Annotated in this window: 14 protein-coding genes and 1 other RNA gene; 5 read left to right on the top strand and 10 right to left on the bottom strand. The window is 72.0% G+C overall.

The annotated features are described in order from the left end of the window. Positions 1-64: 64 nt before the first annotated feature. A complete protein-coding gene (locus ACIRU3_RS03395; RefSeq protein WP_404050696.1) occupies positions 65-1036 on the bottom strand; it encodes a LysR family transcriptional regulator in 972 nt (323 codons plus the stop codon). An 84-nt stretch (positions 1037-1120) separates the two neighbouring features. Here ACIRU3_RS03395 and ACIRU3_RS03390 point away from each other — a divergent pair, with 84 nt between their 5' ends. Then, positions 1121-2341 carry an MFS transporter gene (locus ACIRU3_RS03390; protein WP_404050694.1) on the top strand — a complete coding sequence of 407 codons (1221 nt, stop codon included), beginning with the start codon at positions 1121-1123 and terminating at the stop codon, positions 2339-2341. Positions 2342-2412: 71 nt separating this feature from the next. Here ACIRU3_RS03390 and ssrA read toward each other — a convergent pair. From ssrA to ftsE, 5 genes are all read right to left on the bottom strand, one after another. Beyond that, positions 2413-2781, bottom strand: a transfer-messenger RNA (tmRNA) gene (gene ssrA / locus ACIRU3_RS03385). Between the two features lie 114 nt (positions 2782-2895). Then, positions 2896-3438 carry an SsrA-binding protein SmpB gene (gene smpB / locus ACIRU3_RS03380; protein ID WP_404051873.1) on the bottom strand — a complete coding sequence of 181 codons (543 nt, stop codon included), beginning with the start codon at positions 3436-3438 and terminating at the stop codon, positions 2896-2898. A gap of 77 nt (positions 3439-3515) precedes the next feature. Beyond that, entirely contained in the window at positions 3516-4694 is a 1179-nt protein-coding gene (locus ACIRU3_RS03375) for a S41 family peptidase (RefSeq protein WP_404050692.1), read from the bottom strand. Between the two features lie 67 nt (positions 4695-4761). Then, complete coding sequence (gene ftsX / locus ACIRU3_RS03370) at positions 4762-5679, bottom strand: permease-like cell division protein FtsX (protein WP_404050690.1); 918 nt, start codon at positions 5677-5679, stop codon at positions 4762-4764. Positions 5680-5707: 28 nt separating this feature from the next. After that, positions 5708-6397: a cell division ATP-binding protein FtsE gene (gene ftsE / locus ACIRU3_RS03365; protein WP_189949054.1), complete on the bottom strand. Its 690-nt coding sequence runs from the start codon at positions 6395-6397 to the stop codon at positions 5708-5710. Positions 6398-6628: 231 nt separating this feature from the next. Between ftsE and ACIRU3_RS03360 the strand changes: the two genes are divergently transcribed. Then, positions 6629-6820 carry a hypothetical protein gene (locus ACIRU3_RS03360; protein ID WP_404050687.1) on the top strand — a complete coding sequence of 64 codons (192 nt, stop codon included), beginning with the start codon at positions 6629-6631 and terminating at the stop codon, positions 6818-6820. Between the two features lie 94 nt (positions 6821-6914). Here the strand turns inward: ACIRU3_RS03360 and ACIRU3_RS03355 are convergent, their stop codons facing one another. The 4 genes from ACIRU3_RS03355 to ACIRU3_RS03340 all read right to left on the bottom strand — a co-directional run bounded on the left by ACIRU3_RS03355 (position 6915) and on the right by ACIRU3_RS03340 (position 12296). Next, positions 6915-7781: a hypothetical protein gene (locus ACIRU3_RS03355; protein WP_404050684.1), complete on the bottom strand. Its 867-nt coding sequence runs from the start codon at positions 7779-7781 to the stop codon at positions 6915-6917. Between the two features lie 291 nt (positions 7782-8072). Continuing rightward, positions 8073-9179 (bottom strand): peptide chain release factor 2, encoded by a 1107-nt coding sequence (gene prfB / locus ACIRU3_RS03350; RefSeq protein WP_404050681.1) that lies wholly within the window; start codon positions 9177-9179, stop codon positions 8073-8075. Positions 9180-9263: 84 nt separating this feature from the next. Continuing rightward, positions 9264-10496, bottom strand: coding sequence for a serine/threonine-protein kinase (locus ACIRU3_RS03345; protein WP_404050679.1), 1233 nt, complete (start codon positions 10494-10496; stop codon positions 9264-9266). Positions 10497-10607: 111 nt separating this feature from the next. Next, entirely contained in the window at positions 10608-12296 is a 1689-nt protein-coding gene (locus ACIRU3_RS03340) for a serine/threonine-protein kinase (RefSeq protein ID WP_404050676.1), read from the bottom strand. A 406-nt stretch (positions 12297-12702) separates the two neighbouring features. Here ACIRU3_RS03340 and ACIRU3_RS03335 point away from each other — a divergent pair, with 406 nt between their 5' ends. The 3 genes from ACIRU3_RS03335 to ACIRU3_RS03325 all read left to right on the top strand — a co-directional run bounded on the left by ACIRU3_RS03335 (position 12703) and on the right by ACIRU3_RS03325 (position 19463). Continuing rightward, on the top strand, positions 12703-16425 hold the full coding sequence (locus ACIRU3_RS03335; RefSeq protein WP_404051870.1) for an FtsK/SpoIIIE domain-containing protein: 3723 nt from the start codon (positions 12703-12705) through the stop codon (positions 16423-16425). 304 nt (positions 16426-16729) lie between these two features. Continuing rightward, positions 16730-18112 carry an ABC transporter substrate-binding protein gene (locus ACIRU3_RS03330; protein ID WP_404050673.1) on the top strand — a complete coding sequence of 461 codons (1383 nt, stop codon included), beginning with the start codon at positions 16730-16732 and terminating at the stop codon, positions 18110-18112. 7 nt (positions 18113-18119) lie between these two features. Next, positions 18120-19463 carry a carbohydrate ABC transporter permease gene (locus ACIRU3_RS03325; RefSeq protein WP_404050670.1) on the top strand — a complete coding sequence of 448 codons (1344 nt, stop codon included), beginning with the start codon at positions 18120-18122 and terminating at the stop codon, positions 19461-19463. Positions 19464-19543: the final 80 nt, after the last annotated feature.

Here is a 19543-nt window from a genome sequence, read left to right as displayed (position 1 = left end):
CCTTTACCACACCGTGCTCAGGCCATGAATGTAGCGCACGCGGAGGTTCTGTGTTTGCCACGTGTCACTTGTGGACGCTCATCACGTCCTCGTCGATGGCTGGAATCCATCGGTCGGCGGGCCGTCGCAGCCACCCTGCAGCCCCCGCGATCTCGGTCGCGGCTCTGCGCAGCGCATCCAACCCGGGATGGACCAGCCCCTTCCGCCAGACCAGCGACACGGGCGACAGCGGAACGGGGTCGACAAGTGGCCGAAGCACACTGCGTGGCATGGCCGGAAAGTCCACCACAGCCAGAATCAGGTTGCGGGTCTTGGCCATGATCCGCTCGAACTCCTCGTCCCCGACCGCCAGCGGAACGGGGGACGCCAGACGGATGCCGCGCCCCTCGAAGAGGTGAAGGGCCAGGTCGGTCCACTCGCGGGTGCGCGGGTTCCCGGCACCGGCGTACACCGTCTCCCCGGCCAGCGCGGCCAGCGGAACCTCCGGCCGGGCCGCCAGGGGGTGGTCCTCGGGCAGGACCACGGCCATCGGCTCGTAACGCACGGGCTGCTGCTCCAGGCCGGAGCGCAGGGCCGGGTCCAGCCCCGCGAACCGCCCGAACGAGGCGTCCAGGCGTCCGGCGAGCAGCTCGGCCGCCGCTCCCGTGAGGCCGCTCTCGTAGCGGGCCATCAGCTCGCAGTCGGGGGCGAGCTCCCGGGCCCGGTGCAGGACGCGACGGCCGGTGACCAGACCCGCGGAGTTGAGGTCGACCAGCAGCGGCCGGGCCTGACCGAAGGCGGCGAGCAGGCCGTCCTGGGCGGCGAGCACCCGCCGGGCGTGCGGCAGCAGACGCTCGCCGTCCGCGGTGAGCGTCACCTGGCGGGTGGTGCGCACGAACAGCTCGGTACCCAGCTCCCTTTCCAGCCGCCGCACATCCCGGCTGAGCGCCTGCTGGGCGATGTACAGGCGGGCCGCGGCACGGGTGAAGTGCAGCTCCTCGGCGACGGCGACGAAGGCGCGCAGGAGGCGGGGATCGAGGGAGGCTGGGGCAGGCATGGCGTTGAATTTACAACGCAGGTGCGTGAATCGGTGCCGAGAAGGTGTTGGACCCCGTGATCCACTCCGGGCGAGTGTTGAGCCATGCCGCAACAGACCACCGAAGACAGCCGAATACACGACAGGCAGGAGCAACTCACTGGATACCGCCGTCTTTTCTCCCTCCCCGGCACCCGCGCCTTCACCGCCGGCAACCTGATCGCCCGCCTCCCCATAGGCATGTTCGGCGTGAGCGCGGTCGTGATGATCGCCGGGTCCCGGGGCTCGTACGCCCTCGCCGGCGCCGTCACCGCGACCGGGCTCGCGGCGACCGGGGTGGCCGGGCCCTGGATCGCGCGGCTCGTCGACCGGCACGGGCAGGCCCGCATCGCCGTACCGGCCACGCTCACGGCCGTCCTCGGCAGCCTCGCGCTGCTGCTGTGCGTGCGCTACGACGCCCCGGACTGGAGCCTGTTCGCCGCGTACGCCGCCACCGCGGCCACCCCCAACATCGGCGGACTGTCCCGGGCCCGCTGGGCCCATCTGCTGCGCGACGACCCCGGCGCGCTGCACACCGCGAACTCCTTCGAGCAGGCGGCCGACGAGTTGTGCTTCATGCTGGGCCCGGTACTGGCGTCCTTCCTGACCGGGACGTTCTTCCCGGAGGCGGGCACGCTCGCCGGTGCCGTGCTGCTGCTGGCCGGCATGCTGCTGTTCACCGCGCAGCGGACGACCGAGCCCCCGCCGCGGGCCCGTTCGAAGGCGCCGTCACCGCTGCAGAGCCCGGGGATACCGCCGCTGCTGGCCTGCTTCGTGGCGACCGGCGCGGTGTTCGGTTCGATGGAGGTCGTGACGATCGCCTACGCCGACGCGCAGGGACACCGTACGGCGGCCGGTGTCGTGCTGGCGCTGCAGGCGGCGGGGTCGTGCGCGGCGGGCCTGCTGTACGGGGCGCTGAAGCCGGCCGGTCTCCGCTTCTCGCACTGCCTGCTGGCGATGGCCGCCCTGATGACTCTGCCCTGGCTGGCGGCCACCACCACCGGTTCCCTCACGTTCCTGGCGGGCGGGCTGCTCGTGGCGGGCATGGCGACCGCGCCGACGATGGTGACGGCGATGACCCTGGTACAGGCGCGTACCCCCGCGGACCGCCTGAACGAAGGGATGAGCCTGGTGGTGACCGGTCTGCTCACCGGGATCGCGTGCGGCTCGGCGGCCGGCGGGTGGGCGGTGGAGCACGTCTCACCGTCGTCCGCCTTCGCGGTCCCGGTGGTGGCAGCGGTCACCGCCCTGCTGATCGACTCGGCGGCGACCGTCGGCCGCCCATGACAAGGGCCCCGCCGCTCTGAGCGACGGGGCCCTTGCCCACATGGGGTACGGAAGGCTCGGAAGACTTCCGATCGTGGAGATGGCGGGAATCGAACCCGCGTCCAACGGTGCAGAATCAGGGCTTCTCCGTGTGCAGTTCGCTGTGATTTTCTCGGCCCCGGCGATCACGCGAACAAGTCGCCGACGGGCCCAGTCACTGTTAGATTTCCCTCTTCACCCCGTGACCGGGATCAAGGTTTAGTTCCCTAGCTGATGCCAGGATCCGGGTCGGGAACAGCCCCGGGCTGACACTTCGCAAGTCGCTACTTAGGCAGCGAGGGCGAAGGAATCGCGCTTGGTGTTGGCGATTATTTTTTGCGACATATGGTTTACGAGATCATTGCCGCTTCCTCGACACGCTTCCCCTGCTTCGACATCCGCTGTCGAAACCGATCATCCCCATGTTGATTTTTCAAACCCCTCCGTGAAGAGGGTGCGCACTCGCTGTGGAGCACAGTCCCATCGTACGTGACCGACGCACGACGATGCCAGCTCATTCCCGGCGGCCTGGAAGGCTAGGCTCCCCGCTCCTTGCGCTTCGCCGCCGCGATCGCCCGGTCCGACTCCCGCCGGTCCTGCTTCTCCCGCAGGGTCTGCCGCTTGTCGTACTCCTTCTTGCCCCGGGCGAGGGCGATCTCCGCCTTCGCCCGGCCGTCCTTGAAGTACAGGGCGAGGGGCACGATCGTGTGACCCGTCTCCTGGGACTTGGACTCCAGCTTGTCGATCTCCTCGCGGTGCAGGAGGAGCTTGCGCTTGCGGCGCGCGGAGTGGTTGGTCCAGCTGCCCTGGTGGTACTCGGGGATGTGGGCGTTGTGCAGCCACGCCTCGCCCCGGTCGATCTGGACGAAGCCGTCTGTCAGCGAGGTCCGTCCCTCACGCAGCGACTTGACCTCGGTGCCGGTGAGCACGAGGCCGGCCTCGTAGGTGTCGATGACCGCGTAGTCGTGCCGGGCCTTCTTGTTCTGGGCGACGATCTTGCGCTTGCCGCCCTTCTCGCCGTCCCTGGCCTTCGCGGCCGCCCCGCCCTGCTTGGGCTGGGACTCCTTCGGTACGTACATTCCCTTGCTCATAGTGCCGACCATTTTCGCACCATGGAGGGGGTGCGGGGGAAGCGCATTAACGGGAGCTACGGGAGCTACGAGGGGTCGCCCAGGCCGGTGAGGACCGTTTCGGCCCGCCGGAGGGCCTCCGCCCCCGTCTCCAGGTCCGGTGTGATGCCCCGGCCGTCCACGGCGTGGCCGGAGGGGGTGCGGTAGTGGCCCACGGTCAGCTCGGCCACCGAGCCGTCGGGCAGCTCCGTCGGCATCTGGATGGAGCCCTTGCCGAAGGTGCGCGAGCCGATCACGACGGCGCGGCCCCGGTCCTGGAGGGCGCCGGTGAGCATCTCGGCCGCGCTCATCGTGCCCCCGTCGACCAGGGTGACCAGGGGCCGGGCGGTGTCGCCGCCGCCTTTGGCGTGCAGGGCGCGCTGGGCGCCGTCGACGTCGTAGGTGGCGACCAGGCCGCCGTCGAGGAAGGCGGAGGCGGTGTCCACCGCCTCGGTGACCAGGCCTCCGGAGTTCCCTCGCAGGTCGAGCACGATTCCGGTGCCGAGGGGGGCCTGCCGTACGGCGGCGCGGACCGCGGCGCCCGAGCCCTTGGTGAAGGAGGCGATCCGGATGACCGTGACCCCGCCGGGCAGCTTGCGGACGGTCACCGAGTCCGTGGACAGGCGGGCCCGGTGCAGGGTCTCGGTCCACGCGCGCGTGCCGCGCTGCAGGCCGAGGGTGACCGTCGTGCCGGCGGGCGCGTCCTCGGCGTCGCCGCGGAGTAAGGAGACCACGTCGGTGACCGGCCGCCCGTCGACCTTGCTGCCGTCGACGCTGCGCAGCCGGTCGCCCCGGTGGATCCCGGCGTCCGCGGCGGGTGAGCGTGGCTGCACCCTGGTCACCTCGATACGGCCGTCCCGCTCGCGCCGCGCCCACAGCCCGACGCCGGTGTACTGGCCGTCCAGGGCCTCCTGGAACTCCTGGTACTCGCCCTCGGAGTAGACGGCGCCCCAGCGGTCCCCGCTGCGGCTGACGGCCCGCTCGGCGGCCTCCATCGGCGACTTGCCGTCGGCCATGGCCTCGGCGGCGGCCTCCTGCACGTCCTCGTGCCGGGGGACCGTACGCGCCGCCCCCGCGGAGTCCTTGCGGCCCGGGCCGCCCGCCTGGCCGGTGTCCGGGAAGGAGCCGGTGGCGGCGCCCGCGACCAGGACACCGGCGAAGACCAATGTCAGGGCGGCCCCGCGGCGGATGCGGCGGGGCTGGCAGAACAGGTCGCGGCCTGACATGGCGGTGAGTCTAGGACAACGCGAAGGGCCGTACGGCCGGACGCCCGTACGGCCCTCTTGGCATGCGTCACACCTTCAGGTACTTGCGCAGCGCGAAGAACGCTGCCAACGCCGGCATGAGCACACTGGTGGCGAGGATCAGCGGGAGCTTGGTCAACACCGCGTCCCAGCCGACGAAGTTGATGAGCGTGAGCTTGGTGGACAGCGCCATGCCGTGGTCGATGGTCAGATACCGCCCCACGACAAGGAAAACGCAGGCCAGACCGCCGCCGATGAGGCCGGCGACCGCCGCCTCCATGATGAACGGCGCCTGGATGTAGAAGCCCGAGGCACCGACCAGACGCATGATCCCGGTCTCGCGCCTACGGCTGAACGCGGAGACGCGCACGGTGTTGACGATCAGCAGCAGCGCGACGAGCAGCATCAGCGCCATCACGCCGAGCGCCGCCCGGTTCATCAGGTTCAGCAGCTGGAAGAGGTTGTCCAGAATGCCCTTCTGGTCCTGCACCGACTGCACACCGTCACGCCCGTTGAACGCGGTCGCGATCACCTGGTACTTCTGCGGGTCCTTGAGCTTGATGCGGTACGACTCCTGCATCTGGTCCGGCGTCAGCGAGCCGGCCAGCGGGGAGTTGCCGAACTGCTCCTTGTAGTGCTTGTACGCCTGGTCCTGCGATTCGTACGAGACGTGCTCGACGATCGACATCTTGTCCAGGTCGACGAGGATCTGCTTCTTCTGGTCCTCGGTGACCGCGCCCTTGGCGCATTTGACGTCCGACTGCGCATCGCTCTTGTTGCACAGGAAGATCGAGACGTTGACCTTGTCGTACCAGTAGCCCTTCATGGTGCTCACCTGGTCGCTCATCAGCAGCGAACCGCCGAACAGGGCCAGGGACAGGGCGACGGAGACGATGACGGCGAAGGTCATCGTCAGATTGCGGCGGAGACCGACACCGATCTCCGACAGGACGAACTGGGCGCGCATGGCGTCTGGTTAAGCCTTTCGTTCCTCGTCAGTGCTGGTAGCCGTAGACGCCGCGGGCCTGGTCACGGACGAGGCGGCCCTTCTCCAGCTCGATGACGCGCTTGCGCATCTGGTCCACGATGTTCTGGTCGTGCGTCGCCATGATGACGGTGGTGCCCGTCCGGTTGATCCGGTCGAGCAGCTTCATGATGCCGACGGAGGTCTGCGGGTCGAGGTTGCCGGTGGGCTCGTCCGCGATCAGCAGCTTGGGCCGGTTGACGAAGGCCCGCGCGATGGCCACGCGCTGCTGCTCACCACCGGACAGCTCGCCCGGCATCCGCTCCTCCTTGCCGCCGAGCCCGACGAGGTCGAGCACCTGCGGCACGGACTTGCGGATCTCGCCGCGCGACTTGCCGATCACCTCCTGCGCGAAGGCCACGTTCTCCGCGACCGTCTTGTTCGGCAGGAGCCGGAAGTCCTGGAAGACCGTCCCCAGCTGGCGGCGCATCTGCGGCACCTTCCAGTTGGAGAGGCGCGCGAGATCCTTGCCCAGGACGTGCACCTGGCCGTGGCTGCACCGCTCCTCGCGGAGGACGAGCCGCAGGAAGGTGGACTTTCCGGAGCCGGAGGACCCCACGAGGAAGACGAACTCGCCCTTCTCCACTTCCAGGGAGACATCCCGGAGGGCTGGGCGGGTCTGCTTGGGGTAGACCTTGGAGACGTTGTCGAATCGGATCACGGATGCACCACGGGTCGCCGGGGGTAGATGAGCGTGACCATACGCGAACCAGGTGCGCAAGCGCAGTGTCCGGTCGGGGTTGGGTGAGGCTTGTGCGTTTTTGTACGGCCTGGATTCGGGCTTCTCCGAGCGCCCGCGCCCTTTCCGCGGGAACCTGGCAGAGTGGAAGGGGAACGTTCTCGTTCCCGTGCGCGTTGTATGGGTGATGGCCGGTGCAAGGAGGGCGAGCGCATGACGTACGACCGGTTGGTGTGCGCGAACTGCGCGTCGCCCGTGAGCGAGGGCCGGTGCCCGGTGTGCCGTGCCAACCGCGAGCGGCTGCAGCAGGAGCATTTCTTCGCGGGGCTGAACCCCATGGCGCTGATCGCGCTGCTCGCGGTGCTGATCGCCGCGGTGGCGCTGCTGGCGCACCAGACCGCGTAAGAAGACCGTAGGTACGCCCGGAAGGGCCCGGAGCGCCGTGCTCCGGGCCCTTCGGCCTACGCCTTGCCTACAGTGAGTGACCGTAGGGCTACGCTCAGGCGGCTGCGCCGCCCCGGCCGTTCGCCAGACGCGGCAGGACACGGAAGCCGATACCGCCGGCGATCATCGTCGCGGCACCGATGAGCAGGAACGCGGTCTGCCCGGCACCCGTCTCGGCGAGCTGCTTGTCGCCGCCCTGGGCCGAGGTGTCCGAGCCCGTGTCGGTGAGGGCCGAGGAGCCCTCCTCCTGGGACGCGTTGTCGTTGCCACCGCCGTCGGGGGTGGTGTGGTCGTTGCCGCCGGTGCTGCCGTTGCCACCCGAGTTGCCATTGCCACCCGAGTTGCCGTTGCCACCCGAGTTGCCGTTGCCACCGGAGTCGCCAGTGCCGCCCGAGTTGCCGTTGCCGCCCGAGTTGCCATTGCCACCGGTGGAGTCGTCACCGCCGGTCGTGGTGCCGCCGGTGGTGTCGTCACCGCCCGTGGTGCCGCCGGTGCTGTCGTCACCGCCGGTCGTCGTACCGCCGTTGTCGTCGCCGGTCGAGGTGCCGCCGTTGCTGTCGTCACCGCCCGTCGTGCCACCGGTGCTGTCGTCGCCACCGATGACGCCACCGATCGTGGTGGTGCCGCCGGTGCTGTCGTCACCGCCGGTCGTGGTGCCGCCGGTGGTGTCGTCACCGCCGGTCGTGGTGCCGCCGGTGGTGTCGTCACCGCCCGAGGTACCGGTGGACGTGCCTTCCGTCACACCCACCGAGGCGCCACCGTCGTCGTCGCCGCCGTCGGTGCTCACACCGATGCTGATGGGACCCGCCTCGACACCGAGGTCGAGGGCCGAGGCGGCCCCCGCGGCGGTCAGCGAGGCGCCGGCCGCGATCACGGCGCCGGCGGCTATCCGCGCGACCCGGATCCGCGTCTTCTTCGTCATATGGTTGCTACCCCCAGTAGCTGTTCGTCAATGAGGCGGCGCGTGGGGCTTGCCGTGATCGACGGAGGCAGCTGTGACGAGATCTGCGTCAATTCCCCCGGTTCACATGCGCCCCAGAGATACGCATGCCACGCTTCACCCTTCCCATTTTTCAAAGCAACGTCAAGGCCGTTGCGCGCGCAATGTCCGATGGGGCGGCGTTTGCTATGAGTTGGAGCCTGTGAGTGTGATGTAAAACCCAGACATATGACAACTGCCGCCCGAGGGGCGACAGTTGTCATGTCGATAAAGTTACTTCTCCTGCTGCTTGCGCCAGCGAATGCCGGCCTCCAGGAAACCGTCGATCTCGCCGTTGAACACGGCCTCCGGGTTGCCCACCTCGAACTCGGTCCGCAGGTCCTTCACCATCTGGTACGGGTGCAGGACGTACGAACGCATCTGGTTGCCCCAGGAGTTGCCGCCGTCGCCCTTGAGGGCGTCCATCTTGGCCTGCTCCTCCTGCCGGCGCCGCTCCAGCAGCTTGGCCTGGAGGACGTTCATCGCGGTGGCCTTGTTCTGGATCTGCGACCGCTCGTTCTGGCAGGAGACCACGATGCCGGTGGGGAGGTGGGTGAGGCGCACCGCGGAGTCGGTGGTGTTGACGCCCTGGCCGCCGGGCCCGGAGGACCGGTACACGTCCACGCGCAGCTCGGACTCGTCGATCTCGATGTGGTCGGTCTGCTCGACCACGGGCAGCACCTCGACACCGGCGAAGGACGTCTGGCGCCGCCCCTGGTTGTCGTAGGGCGAGATGCGCACGAGGCGGTGCGTGCCCTGCTCGACGGAGAGGGTGCCGTAGGCGTACGGCACCTGCACGGAGAAGGTGGTCGACTTGATGCCGGCCTCTTCGGCGTACGACGTCTCGATGAGTTCCGTCTTGTAGCCGTGCTGCTCGGCCCAGCGCAGGTACATGCGCTGCAGCTTCTCGGCGAAGTCGGCGGCGTCGACGCCACCGGCCTCGGCGCGGATGTTGACGAGCGCCTCACGGGAGTCGTACTCACCGCTGAGCAGCGTCCGGACCTCCATCTCGTCCAGCGACTTCCGGACGGCGGCGAGCTCGGACTCGGCCTCGGCGCGGGTGTCCGGGTCGTCCTCCTCCTCGGCCATCTCGAAGAGCACGGCGAGATCGTCGATCCGGCCGCGCAGCGCCTCCGCCTTCCTGACCTCGGCCTGGAGGTGGGAGAGCTTGCTGGTGATCTTCTGCGCCTCGTCCGGGTTGTCCCACAGGGACGGCGCGGCCGCCTGCTCCTCGAGCACGGCGATGTCTGCCCTCAGCCTGTCGAGGTCCAGGACGGCCTCGATCGACTCCATGGTCGAGGAGAGGGACTTCAGCTCTTCGGATACATCGACGACTGCCACGCCTCCAGCGTAACGGCTCCGCCGAGCGGCCAGGGCAGGGTGCGCCGGCCGGCCCCCGCGGGCCGGGGCCGAGCCCCTGGCGGCTCACGGCGTCGTCGTGCTGTGCGTGTCCTGCGGCGGCCGGTCGTCCCCCGAGGTCGCCGCCCACGCCCCGACACCGACGGCCGCGGCCAGGACCACTCCCGCGACGCCGAGGGTGATCTTGCGGCGCCGGGCGACGGCGCGATGCCGTGCCGACCCCGGCCGAGGCGCACCCGACGCCCGCGGGGCACGCGCCGTGCCCCGCGCTCCCCCGGCCAGCTCGTCGGGCGCCGGCACCCGCATCGAGGTGTGCGTGTCCCGGTTGGAGTCCGGTTTGGCTCCGGGCACCAGGGACACCGCGCCCCGGCGCCGTACCGGCTCACCGGGTGCGGCCGGTGCCGGTGCCGGCGCCTCCTCCGGACCCTCCTCCGGGGACTCGGCGTCCGGCTCGTCCACGTCCAGCGGCGGCATCCCGGCCAGCAGCGGCAGTTGCTCCCGCAGCCGGGCCGCCAGCTCCGAGGCGCGCAGCCGGGAGGCGGGTGCCTTCGCCAGGCACTGCACGAGCAGCTGCCACAGCTCGTCGGGGATGCCGGGCAGCGGTACGACGGTCTCGGTGACGTGCCGGCGCAGCACCGCACCCGGATGACCGCCGCCGAACGGCGTGAAGCCCGCGAGCAGCTCGTACAGGACCGTGGCCAGCGCGTAGATGTCCACGGCGGCCCGCGGCGGCAGGCCCTCGACGATCTCCGGGGCCAGGTAGTCCGGCGTGCCGATGATCTTCGTGGCCCGGGTCCGCTTCGGTGAGTCGATCAGCTTGGCGACGCCGAAGTCGGTGAGCAGCGCCGGATGGGCCCCGCCGGGGCCGAGCGGGCCCTGCATGTCCAGCAGGACGTTCTCGGGCTTCACGTCCCGGTGCACGACGCCGGCCGCGTGGGCGGCCGCGAGCCCGTCGGCGACGTCCGCGACGATCGCCACGGCCGCCTCGGGCGCGAGCCGCCGCTCACGCTCGAGGCGTGTGCGCAGATCGGTACCGCGCACCAGGTCCATGACCAGGGCCAGGTCGTTGCCGTCGACCACGAGGTCGCGCACGGTGACGATGTGCGGGTGCTCCAGGCCGAGCAGGGCGGTGCGCTCCTGGACGAAGCGCCCGACGAGCTCCTGGTCGGACGCGAGGTCCTCACGCAGCAGCTTGATGGCGACGGGACCCTCCGGTCCCTCGCCCAGCCACACCGTGCCGGCGCTGCCCCGCCCCAGAATCTGGTTGGCGGAGTACCGGCTGCCGATCTTCCGTGCCAAGACTGCTCCTACAGACGCGTGTTGTCGCTAAAACTACGCGTCCGAGGAGCCAACCTTCACCGCGGAGACGGAAATCACCCGCCAGATGTCGACAAATTCCCAAACCAGCGATCAGTTGCCGGAGGAAGAGCCCAGCTTCTTGGCCCAGTGGCCCACTTTCCCGGCCCAGTCGCTCAGCTGATCCCAGTAGCCCCTGCCCTGGCCGACCCAGGTGTGCAACGGGGTCAGCTCCCAGACCAGCCAGCCGGCGACGATCAGGATGACGATCGTGAACAGGCAGCCCTTCAGGCAGCCGAGGCCCGGGATCTTCATCGGGTTGGCGCCGCGCTGCCGCGCCGGCCGGGGCTCGCGCGCGGGCCGCTGCGGCTCCGGGGCGGGCGGTGCGTACCGCTGGGGCTGCTGCTGCGGGGCGTACTGCTGGGGCTGCTGCTGCGGGTAGCCGTACCCCCCGGCCGGCGGGCGCTGCCTGCCGCGCTGCTGCGGTTGCTGCGGGCGCGCCTGCGGGGCCTGGCGCGGCTGCTGCTGCGGCCGGGCGACCTGCCGCTGGGGGCGACGGCGCAGCGGGTCCTCGTCGGGGGCGAGGTACTGGATCTGCGTCTGCTCGTTGCGGTCCCGGGCGGCACGCAGCTGGGTCTGCCAGGGGTGCGGCTGTTCGGGCTGCTGCCCCTGCTGGCCCGGCTGCCCCTGGGGCATCGGCGGCATGACGGACGTCGGGTCGGCCGCGCCGGTGTTCGGCAGGACGGTGGTGGGGTCGGCGGCGCCGGCGGGGCCGCCGGTGGGCGGCAGGACGCTGGTCGCGCCGTTCGGGTCGTACGCCCCCTGCGGCGCGTTCGTCGGCAGCACCTGGGTGGGGTCGGCGGCGCCGGGCACGCCCGGGACGGCGGCCGGGGCCGGGTCCGGGGCCAGCAGGGCACCGACGCCCTCGGCCGCGGCGATCTGGGCGGAGTTCGCGTGCACGCCGACGCCCTCGGCCACGACCCGGAGCCCGCGCGCGAGGTTCTCGGCGCTGGGCCGCTCCTCGGGGTTCTTGCGCAGGCAGCGTTCTATGACCGTCCACAGCGGGTCCGGGACGGTGGAGGGGCGGCGCGGCTCGGCGCTCAGGTGCTGGTGCAGCACCTCGAGAGCGCTGCCCCCGGAGAACGGCGGGCGGCCGGTGACCAGCTCGTACATCAGGATGCCGGCGCCGTAGATGTCGACGGCCGAGGTCTGCGGCCGGCCCTCGGCGGACTCCGGGGCCACGTACGCGGGCGTGCCGACGAACTCGTGCGTGCGGGTCAGCCCCGGGGAGTCGGCGAGCCGGGCGATGCCGAAGTCGGTCAGCATCGGGTGCATCTGGCCGTCGTACTGCCGCAGCAGCACGTTGGCGGGCTTCAGGTCGCGGTGGACGACGCCGTCGGCGTGGCTCGCGGCGAGGGCGTCGGCGATCTGCGCGGTCAGCAGCGCGGCGGCGACCGGCGTGAAGGGGCCGTTCTCGCGCAGGTAGCGGTGCAGATCGGGGCCCTCGACGAGGTCCATGACCAGGGCCAGCAGATCACCCTCGACGACCAGGTCGCGGACCCGGACGATGTTGGGGTGGGTGAGCCGGAGCAGGACGGAGCGTTCCCGCAGGAACCGCATCACGATGTCCGGATCGCCGGCCAGCTCCTCCTTGAGGACCTTGATCGCGACCGTCTCGCCGGGCTGGCCGGCCACGGCCGCCTCGGCGCCCGCGGTCTCGCGCTGGCGGGCACGCCAGACGGTGCCCGTGGCGCCGCGCCCGAGCGGCTCCTCGAGCAGGTACTTGCTGCCGACTGGCCGCACGTCACGCGCTCCCTGCTGCTTGCTTGCCTGTGTTGCCGATGTTCCGACCCACTGTAGTGCCGCCCCCCATGGCACTACGTAAGCGTTCCCGTCCATGTTCGAAGGGCTCGATGTGTTCGATGCGTTCGATGTATCCGAAGGAGTCGGACGGTCCCACGGGTTCGAAGGAAAGACGCTCACCCCGGTCTACCGGTTGCCAGGTCCCGGACGTGACCGATCTCAACTGATCATCGATGCGCAACTGGTCAGGCACTTTTGGGGGCAGAGCTGACCAATCAAGATCACTTGGCACGGGGCCGCGGGCGCGTTGTCAGTGACAGGTGCGAGGATGCGTGCAGTACTGGCCGACGTGCTCGTGCGGGGGTGGGGGATGTCCGCGCCCGGGCAGAAGGGACCGCTGACGGCGATGCAGATCCGGCTGACCGTCGTAGATCCGCCGGGCCCGTCCCCGCAGCGGGGCCGCGCCGCGAGCCGGGACGTGCTGGTCACGGCGCCCACGGGCACGGACCTTGCCGCGGTGGCATCGGCACTGGCCGCGGCGGTCACCGGAGACGGCGGCACAGGCCGGGACTCCGGTGGCTCCCCGGTGGTCCTGTACGCGGGCGCGGAGCGGCTCGACCTGCGCCGCTGCACCCTCGGCGAGCCTCCCCTGGTCGACGGCGCGGTGCTGTCCCTGGGCGCCCCGGCGGCCCCCGAGCCGCATCCCGAGCTGGACGACGCCCAGACCCAGCTGCACGTGGTCGCGGGCCCGGACGCGGGCGGGGTCCATCTCCTGCACGGCGGCCGGATCACCGTCGGCCGCTCCCTGGACGCCGACGTCCCGCTGGACGACCCGGACGTCTCCCGCCTCCACTGCGCGGTCACGGTCGCCGCCGACGGCCGCGTCTCGGTGGCCGACCTCGGCTCCACGAACGGCACGGCCCTGGACGGCACACGCCTGGGCGAGCGCGCCGTGCGGTTCCCTCCGGGGGCACTGCTGAGGATCGGCGAGTCCGCTCTGCGGGTCACTCCGTCCGGCGGCCCCGGGGCCCGGGTACGGACGGTGCCGGACGGGGAGGGCTGCGTAAGGCTCGCACCCGGGGCCGGGGACACCCGTGATCCGGGAGCGGCGGGCGGATCCGGGGGCGACTCGGTGCCCGGTGCGGACGCCGGGGCCGCCGCTGCCGGAGCCACCGGACACGCGCGCGTGGATCGCGTGGCTGCCGTCCCGGGCGCTGGTGCCGAGGGCCCCGCCGGGCCGACGCATCACGCCTACGGCACGGCGAGCTGGGACGCCTCGGGCGGCGGCGCGGGGGCTCAGGAGCACGGCGGCGCGGGGGCTCAGGGGCACCGGCGCGGCGAACAGCCGGCGGTACCCGGTCAGGCCGGGGCACCGAGCATCGAGAGCCGGGACGGAGGCAGGTGGGCACCGGGTCCGGCCGCCGGCGGCGGGGACGGCTTCGGGGCCGGCGGGCCGGGCGGCGCACCCCCCGCACCCGGAATGCCCGGTACGGCTGCCCGCGGCGGGGACACCCGCGCGGGGCGGTACGGCGTCGACGGCCCGGACCCCCGGCCCGGCAGCGCACCCGCCGGTGCGACGACTCGGGGCGCGGCACCGGACACCGCCTCTTCCGGCCCGCACGGGGGAAGCGGCAGCGGCCGCAAGGACACTCCGCTGCGGGGCACCGACGCTCCCCAGGGCGGCCGCCGCCGGGGCGGACTCGGCGCGTGGGCACGGCGGCTGGCCGGCGCGCGCGGTGAGCAGCCGGCGGCCGGGCAGGAGACGTACGGCGCCACGGAGGCCGGTGCGGCCGGCACTCCGCCGGCCGACCTCCCGCAACTGCCGGACACCTGGCCGGACCCCGCCGCGCTGCTGCTGTCGGCGCTGGGTCCCGGGCCCCGGCTGTGGGAGCGGGGGCCGGGTCACCCGGAGGCGCTCACCGTGCGGCTCGGCACGGCGGACCGGAGCACACCGGACGGCTCGGGCGTGCTGCCCGCGGTACCGGTGACCGCGGCGCTGCGCGAGGCGGGCGCGCTGGGCCTGGCCGGTCCGCGCCCCCGGCTGTCCGGGCTGGCCCGCGCGGTGCTGGCCCAGCTGGCCGCGCTGCACTCCCCCGATCTCCTCGAAGTTGTGCTGATCAGCGCGGACCGCGGCCGCCCCGAGGAGGAGCGCACGGCCGAGTGGTCCTGGCTCGGCTGGCTCCCGCACGTCCGCCCGGGTCACGGCCAGGACTGCCGCCTGCTGCTGGCCTACGACCGAGAACAGGCGGCGGCCCGCACCGGGGAACTCCTGCGCCGGGTGGAGGAACACGCGGCGACGGGCCGTACCGCGGCCCAGCCGGCCTCGGCGTCCCAGGTCTCCGCGGCGGATCCGGGCCGCCCCGCCGGACCGCTCTCCGGCTCCGCCGCGGACGTGGGCGGCACGGCACCCCGGGCCGCAGGCGAACCGTCCACCGGCCCCGCCGGACAGGTACCGCCCGCCACGGCGGGGACGGCACCCGGGACGGCCCACCACGCCGCCGCGGCCTCCGCCTCCCCGCACCGGACCACTTCCGCCCGCCGCCCGTCCTGGGCCAGGGAAGGCAGCGAGCTGGACGGAATCGGCGGCTTCCCGGGCCCGTACACCCTCGTCGTCGTCGACGGGGACCCCGGCGGGGCCTCCCTGCGGGAAGCCCTGGCGCGGCTGGCCGTGGCCGGGCCGCGGGCCGGGATCCATGTCCTCTGCCTCGCCGAGACCACGGCCGCCACTCCCGCCTCGCCCGTGACACAGACGTACGAGGCGGCCTGCGCGGTCACGCCCACCTTCCGGCACTGCGGGGCCGCCGCCCTGCTCAGCGGTGATGTCGCCGGAACCCTGCACCTGATGCGTGTCGCGCCGACCGGCCCCGTCGGCCCGGGCGCCCTCGCCACCGTCGACGCCGTCTCCCCCGCCTGGGCGGAGCGGTTCGCGCGGGCGCTGGCGCCGCTCAGGCCGGACGGCCCCGTCGGCGAACGCCACGCGCGCGTGGCCGTACCGCTGCCGCAGTCGGCGCGGCTGCTGGACGAGCTGGGGCTGGCCCGGGCCACCCCGGCCTCGCTGATGGCGCGCTGGGCGGACGCGGCCGACGACAGCGAGTCGCTGGGCGGCCGGGCCCGGGCGGTGCTCGGAGCCGGGCCGCGCGGCCCGCTCATCGCCGACCTGGTGGCCGACGGGCCGCATCTGCTGATCGAGGGGCCGGCCGGCAGTGGCCGTACCGAGCTGCTGCGGTCCGTGGTCGCCTCGCTGGCCGCCGCCGAGCGGCCCGACCGGCTGGGCATGGTGCTGATCGACGGCCGGGACGGCGTCGGCGCGGGCGAGGGGCTGCGGGTCTGTACGGACATACCCCATGTGACGACCCACCTCATCGCCAACGACCCCGTCCGCATGCGGGAGTTCGCGCAGTCGCTGAGCGCCGAGCTGAAGCGGCGCGCCGAGCTGCTGGGCCGGACGGACTTCGCCCAGTGGCACACGGGCCGGGAGGTGTCCGGCCGGATCGTCGCGCAGCGCACCCCCGGCGGGCGGCCGGCGGCCTCCGGGACCGGGGACATAGAGGCACCGCCCAGCTCCACACTGCGGCTGCGGCCCGCCGCCGCGCGGCAGCGCACCGAGTCCGCACCGCCGCTGCCCCGGCTCGTCGTGGTCGTCGACGACCTGGACGCGCTGGTCTCCCCCGCGCTCGGCTCGCCGGGCCGGCCCGCCGCCGGATCGGTGATGCGGGCCCTGGAGGCGGTGGCCAGGGAGGGCGAGCGGCTCGGCGTGCACCTGGTGTCCGCGGCAGCGACGGGCGGTCGTACGGCGGAGACGGAACCGGCCCGGCGGGCCGGCCTGCGGGTCACGCTGGACGCACCGGCGGCGGGGCCGGACGAGCCGGCGCCGGGCCGGGGCAGGCTGACGCACCCGGACGGGCGGACCGTCGGCTTCCAGGGCGGCCGGGTGACGGGCCGTATCCCGCGCACCGCGACCCAGCGGCCCACGGTCATCCCGCTGGAGTGGCAGCGCATGGGCGATCCGCCGGCCCGCCGTCCCGTGCGCGAACTGGGCAACGGCCCCACCGACCTGGCCCTGCTGGCGAGCGCGGTGGAGCGGGCGGCCCGAGAGGTCGCGGCGGCGGAGGTGCCCTCGCTCCTCTAGGGTCTTTCGTTCGGATCAGGCCGGACAGGCCGTCGCCCTGGTCGTCGAACTCCCGCCTGCCGCGCGACGCCGTGCACGCACGCTCGCCGCACCGGGCCGCCCTGTGGGCGGACGGCGGGAGCCCGACGACAGGGCCCCGCCGGAATCAGTCGGAAGCAGCACGCATACTTCCCCGATCACGAGCCGGTCACGATCAACCGCCGGACGGCGCAGGCGCTCTTGCCGCCCTTGTGCGGCCCGGCGTAGACCGGACCGCACGGGACAGAGTTCTGACGTTCAACGGAGAACGACGAACGGGGAAGTGATGCGTGGCAACAGCAGCACCATCCGGACAGGCAGGGCCGTCACCACACTCGCCGCACTGCTGGCGGGAGCCCTCGCGCTCACCGCCTGCTCCAGCAGCGACGACAAGAAGGGCAGCGGCGACACGAGCGGCGGGGCCACCCCGACCGGCTCCACCGTCACCCTGCCGAAACTGAACGGCGCGAACCTGGAGGTCGCCGCCGTCTGGACCGGCACCGAACAGGCGAACTTCAAGAAGGTTCTGGCGGAGTTCGAGAAACGCACCGGTGCGAAGGTGACGTTCGTGCCCGCCCAGGACCCGATCATCAACTTCCTCGGTTCGAAGATCGCGGGCGGCCAGCCGCCGGACGTGGCGCTGCTGCCCCAGCCGGGCGCGATCAAGCAGGCCGTGGACAAGAAGTGGGCCAAGCCCCTCGGCGCGGAGGCGCTCAAGGAGCTGCAGAAGAACTACTCTCCGGGCTGGCAGGACATCGGCAAGGTCGACGGCAAGCAGTACGGCGTCTACTACAAAGCCGCCAACAAGTCGCTGATCTGGTACAACGCCAAGGCCTTCGAGAACGCCGGCGCCAAGGAGCCGAAGACCTGGCAGGAGCTGCTGACCGCCGCGCAGGCGGTCTACGACTCCGGTGTCACCCCGTTCTCGGTCGGCGGCGCCGACGGCTGGACGCTGACGGACTGGTTCGAGAACGTCTATCTGTCCCAGGCCGGGCCTCAGAAGTACGACCAGCTCGCCCAGCACAAGATCAAGTGGACCGACCCGTCGGTGAAGCAGGCCCTGACCACACTCGCCCAGATCTGGGGCAAGAAGGACTATGTGGCGGGCGGCGGGGACGGCGCCCTGCAGACCGAGTTCCCGGCCTCCGTCACACAGACCTTCACCGGCGGCGACCAGCCGAAGGCCGCGATGGTCTACGAGGGGGACTTCGCACAGGTCAACATCGGCGACACCAAGGCGAAGGTGGGCACGGACGCGAAGGTGTTCCCCTTCCCGGCGGTGGGCTCGTCCGCGCCGGTGGTCTCCGGTGGTGACGCGGCCGTGATCCTGAAGGACTCCAAGGCGGCTCAGGCGCTGGCCACGTTCCTGGCCTCCCCGGACGCGGCGACCATCCAGGCCAAGCTCGGCGGCTATCTCTCGCCGAACAAGAACGTGCCGGTCTCGGCGTACCCCAACGCCGTGCAGCAGACGATCGCCAAGGCGCTGATCGCGTCCGGCGACGACTTCCGCTTCGACATGTCCGACCAGGCCCCGCAGGCCTTCGGCGGCACGCCCGGCAAGGGCGAGTGGAAGGACCTGCAGGACTTCCTGAAGAACCCGAAGGACGTGGCGGGCACCCAGGCGAAGCTGGAGAAGGACGCGGCGGCGGCCTACGGGAACGGGAGCTGACGGGGCGATGGCGTCGGCAGCGGCGGCCGGGCCCCCACCGGGCCCCGCCGCACCGAAGAGCCGCAAGAGCGTGACCGGCACCCGCAGGACCGTGGCAGCCCTCTTCCTGCTGCCCGCCCTGGTGCTGCTCGGCGCGCTCGTGGTCTACCCGATCGGGTACTCGATCGTCCGCAGCTTCTACAACGCCTCGGGCGACGGCTTCGCCGGGGTCGACAACTACAAGGCGCTGTTCACCGACGACGGCATCCGTACGGCGCTGAAGAACAACATCATCTGGGTGGTGTTCGCGCCCACGGTCTCCACCGCGCTCGGTCTGATCTTCGCGGTGCTGACCGAACGGGTGCGCTGGGGCACGGCGTTCAAGCTGGTCGTCTTCATGCCGATGGCCATCTCGATGCTGGCGGCCGGGATCATCTTCCGGCTGGTGTACGACCAGGACCCGGACAAGGGCGTCGCCAACGCGGTGTGGGTGGGTGTGCACGACACCTTCGCCCAGTCGTCGGCGTTCCCGAAGGCGCACCCCGGCCGCGAGTCGCCGCTCCAACCTGACCAGGGCGGATTCATCACCACGGCCACGGTGCACACCGGCAAGGCGGTCGCACTCCCGCTGGTCGGCGTCGCACCCGACCAGATGCCCGACGGCGCGAAGAAGGCCGTGGCGGCCACGGCGGAGCCGGGGAAGATCACCGGCACCACCTGGCAGGACTTCACACGCGGCAGGGGCGTCGGGAAGCTGGGCGCACCCGACCCGTCCGAGCTGGGCTACGCCGGGATGCGGATCGAGGCGGTCAAGGACGGCAAGGTGGTGGCCACCGCCAAGGCGGCCGGCGACGGCACCTTCACGCTGCCCACGACGGCCGACGGCGCCCGGCTGAGGCTTCCCGCGAGCAACTTCAAGGAGCCGTACAACGGCGTCGACTGGCTCGGGCCGGCGCTGGTCACCCCGGCCATCATCGGGTCGTACGTGTGGATGTGGGCGGGCTTCGCGATGGTGCTGATCGCGGCCGGGCTCGCGGGCGTGCCCCGGGAGTTGCTGGAGGCCGCGCGCGTGGACGGCGCCAATGAGTGGCAGGTGTTCCGCCGGGTCACCGTGCCGCTGCTCGCACCGGTTCTCGCGGTCGTCACCGTCACGCTGATGATCAATGTGCTCAAGGTGTTCGACCTCGTCTACATCATCGCGCCGGGCTCCTCCCAGGACGACGCGAACGTGCTGGCCCTGGAGCTGTACCGCAAGGGCTTCGCGGAGAGCCAGCCGGGCATCGCGAGCGCGATCGCGGTGTTCCTGCTGCTGCTGGTGATCCCGGTGATGCTGTTCAACATTCGCAGGCTGAGGCGGGAGGTCAGGCGATGAAGTCGCGTGCGCCTCGGTGCGGCCGGGGATCCGGGGGCCGCTCCCCGGGAAGGCGCAGTAACGTTCGCAGGCTGAGGCGG

It is taken from the genome of Streptomyces sp. NPDC101151 (genome assembly GCF_044768335.1).
GTDB lineage: Bacteria > Actinomycetota > Actinomycetes > Streptomycetales > Streptomycetaceae > Streptomyces.
Note: the sequence above shows the minus strand (reverse complement) of the source record. Positions and strands in the feature narration are given on the sequence as shown.

What these genes read in the sequence shown, in the direction of transcription:
- ACIRU3_RS03330 (WP_404050673.1), top strand. Translation starts at nt 16,730, where the DNA reads ATGCGTGGCAACAGCAGCACCATCCGGACAGGCAGGGCCGTCACCACA.
- ACIRU3_RS03395 (WP_404050696.1), bottom strand. Translation starts at nt 1,036, where the DNA reads ATGCCTGCCCCAGCCTCCCTCGATCCCCGCCTCCTGCGCGCCTTCGTC.
- smpB (WP_404051873.1), bottom strand. Translation starts at nt 3,438, where the DNA reads ATGTACGTACCGAAGGAGTCCCAGCCCAAGCAGGGCGGGGCGGCCGCG.
- ACIRU3_RS03360 (WP_404050687.1), top strand. Translation starts at nt 6,629, where the DNA reads ATGACGTACGACCGGTTGGTGTGCGCGAACTGCGCGTCGCCCGTGAGC.
- ftsX (WP_404050690.1), bottom strand. Translation starts at nt 5,679, where the DNA reads ATGCGCGCCCAGTTCGTCCTGTCGGAGATCGGTGTCGGTCTCCGCCGC.
- ACIRU3_RS03355 (WP_404050684.1), bottom strand. Translation starts at nt 7,781, where the DNA reads ATGACGAAGAAGACGCGGATCCGGGTCGCGCGGATAGCCGCCGGCGCC.
- ACIRU3_RS03390 (WP_404050694.1), top strand. Translation starts at nt 1,121, where the DNA reads ATGCCGCAACAGACCACCGAAGACAGCCGAATACACGACAGGCAGGAG.
- ACIRU3_RS03335 (WP_404051870.1), top strand. Translation starts at nt 12,703, where the DNA reads ATGCAGATCCGGCTGACCGTCGTAGATCCGCCGGGCCCGTCCCCGCAG.
- ACIRU3_RS03375 (WP_404050692.1), bottom strand. Translation starts at nt 4,694, where the DNA reads ATGTCAGGCCGCGACCTGTTCTGCCAGCCCCGCCGCATCCGCCGCGGG.
- ACIRU3_RS03325 (WP_404050670.1), top strand. Translation starts at nt 18,120, where the DNA reads ATGGCGTCGGCAGCGGCGGCCGGGCCCCCACCGGGCCCCGCCGCACCG.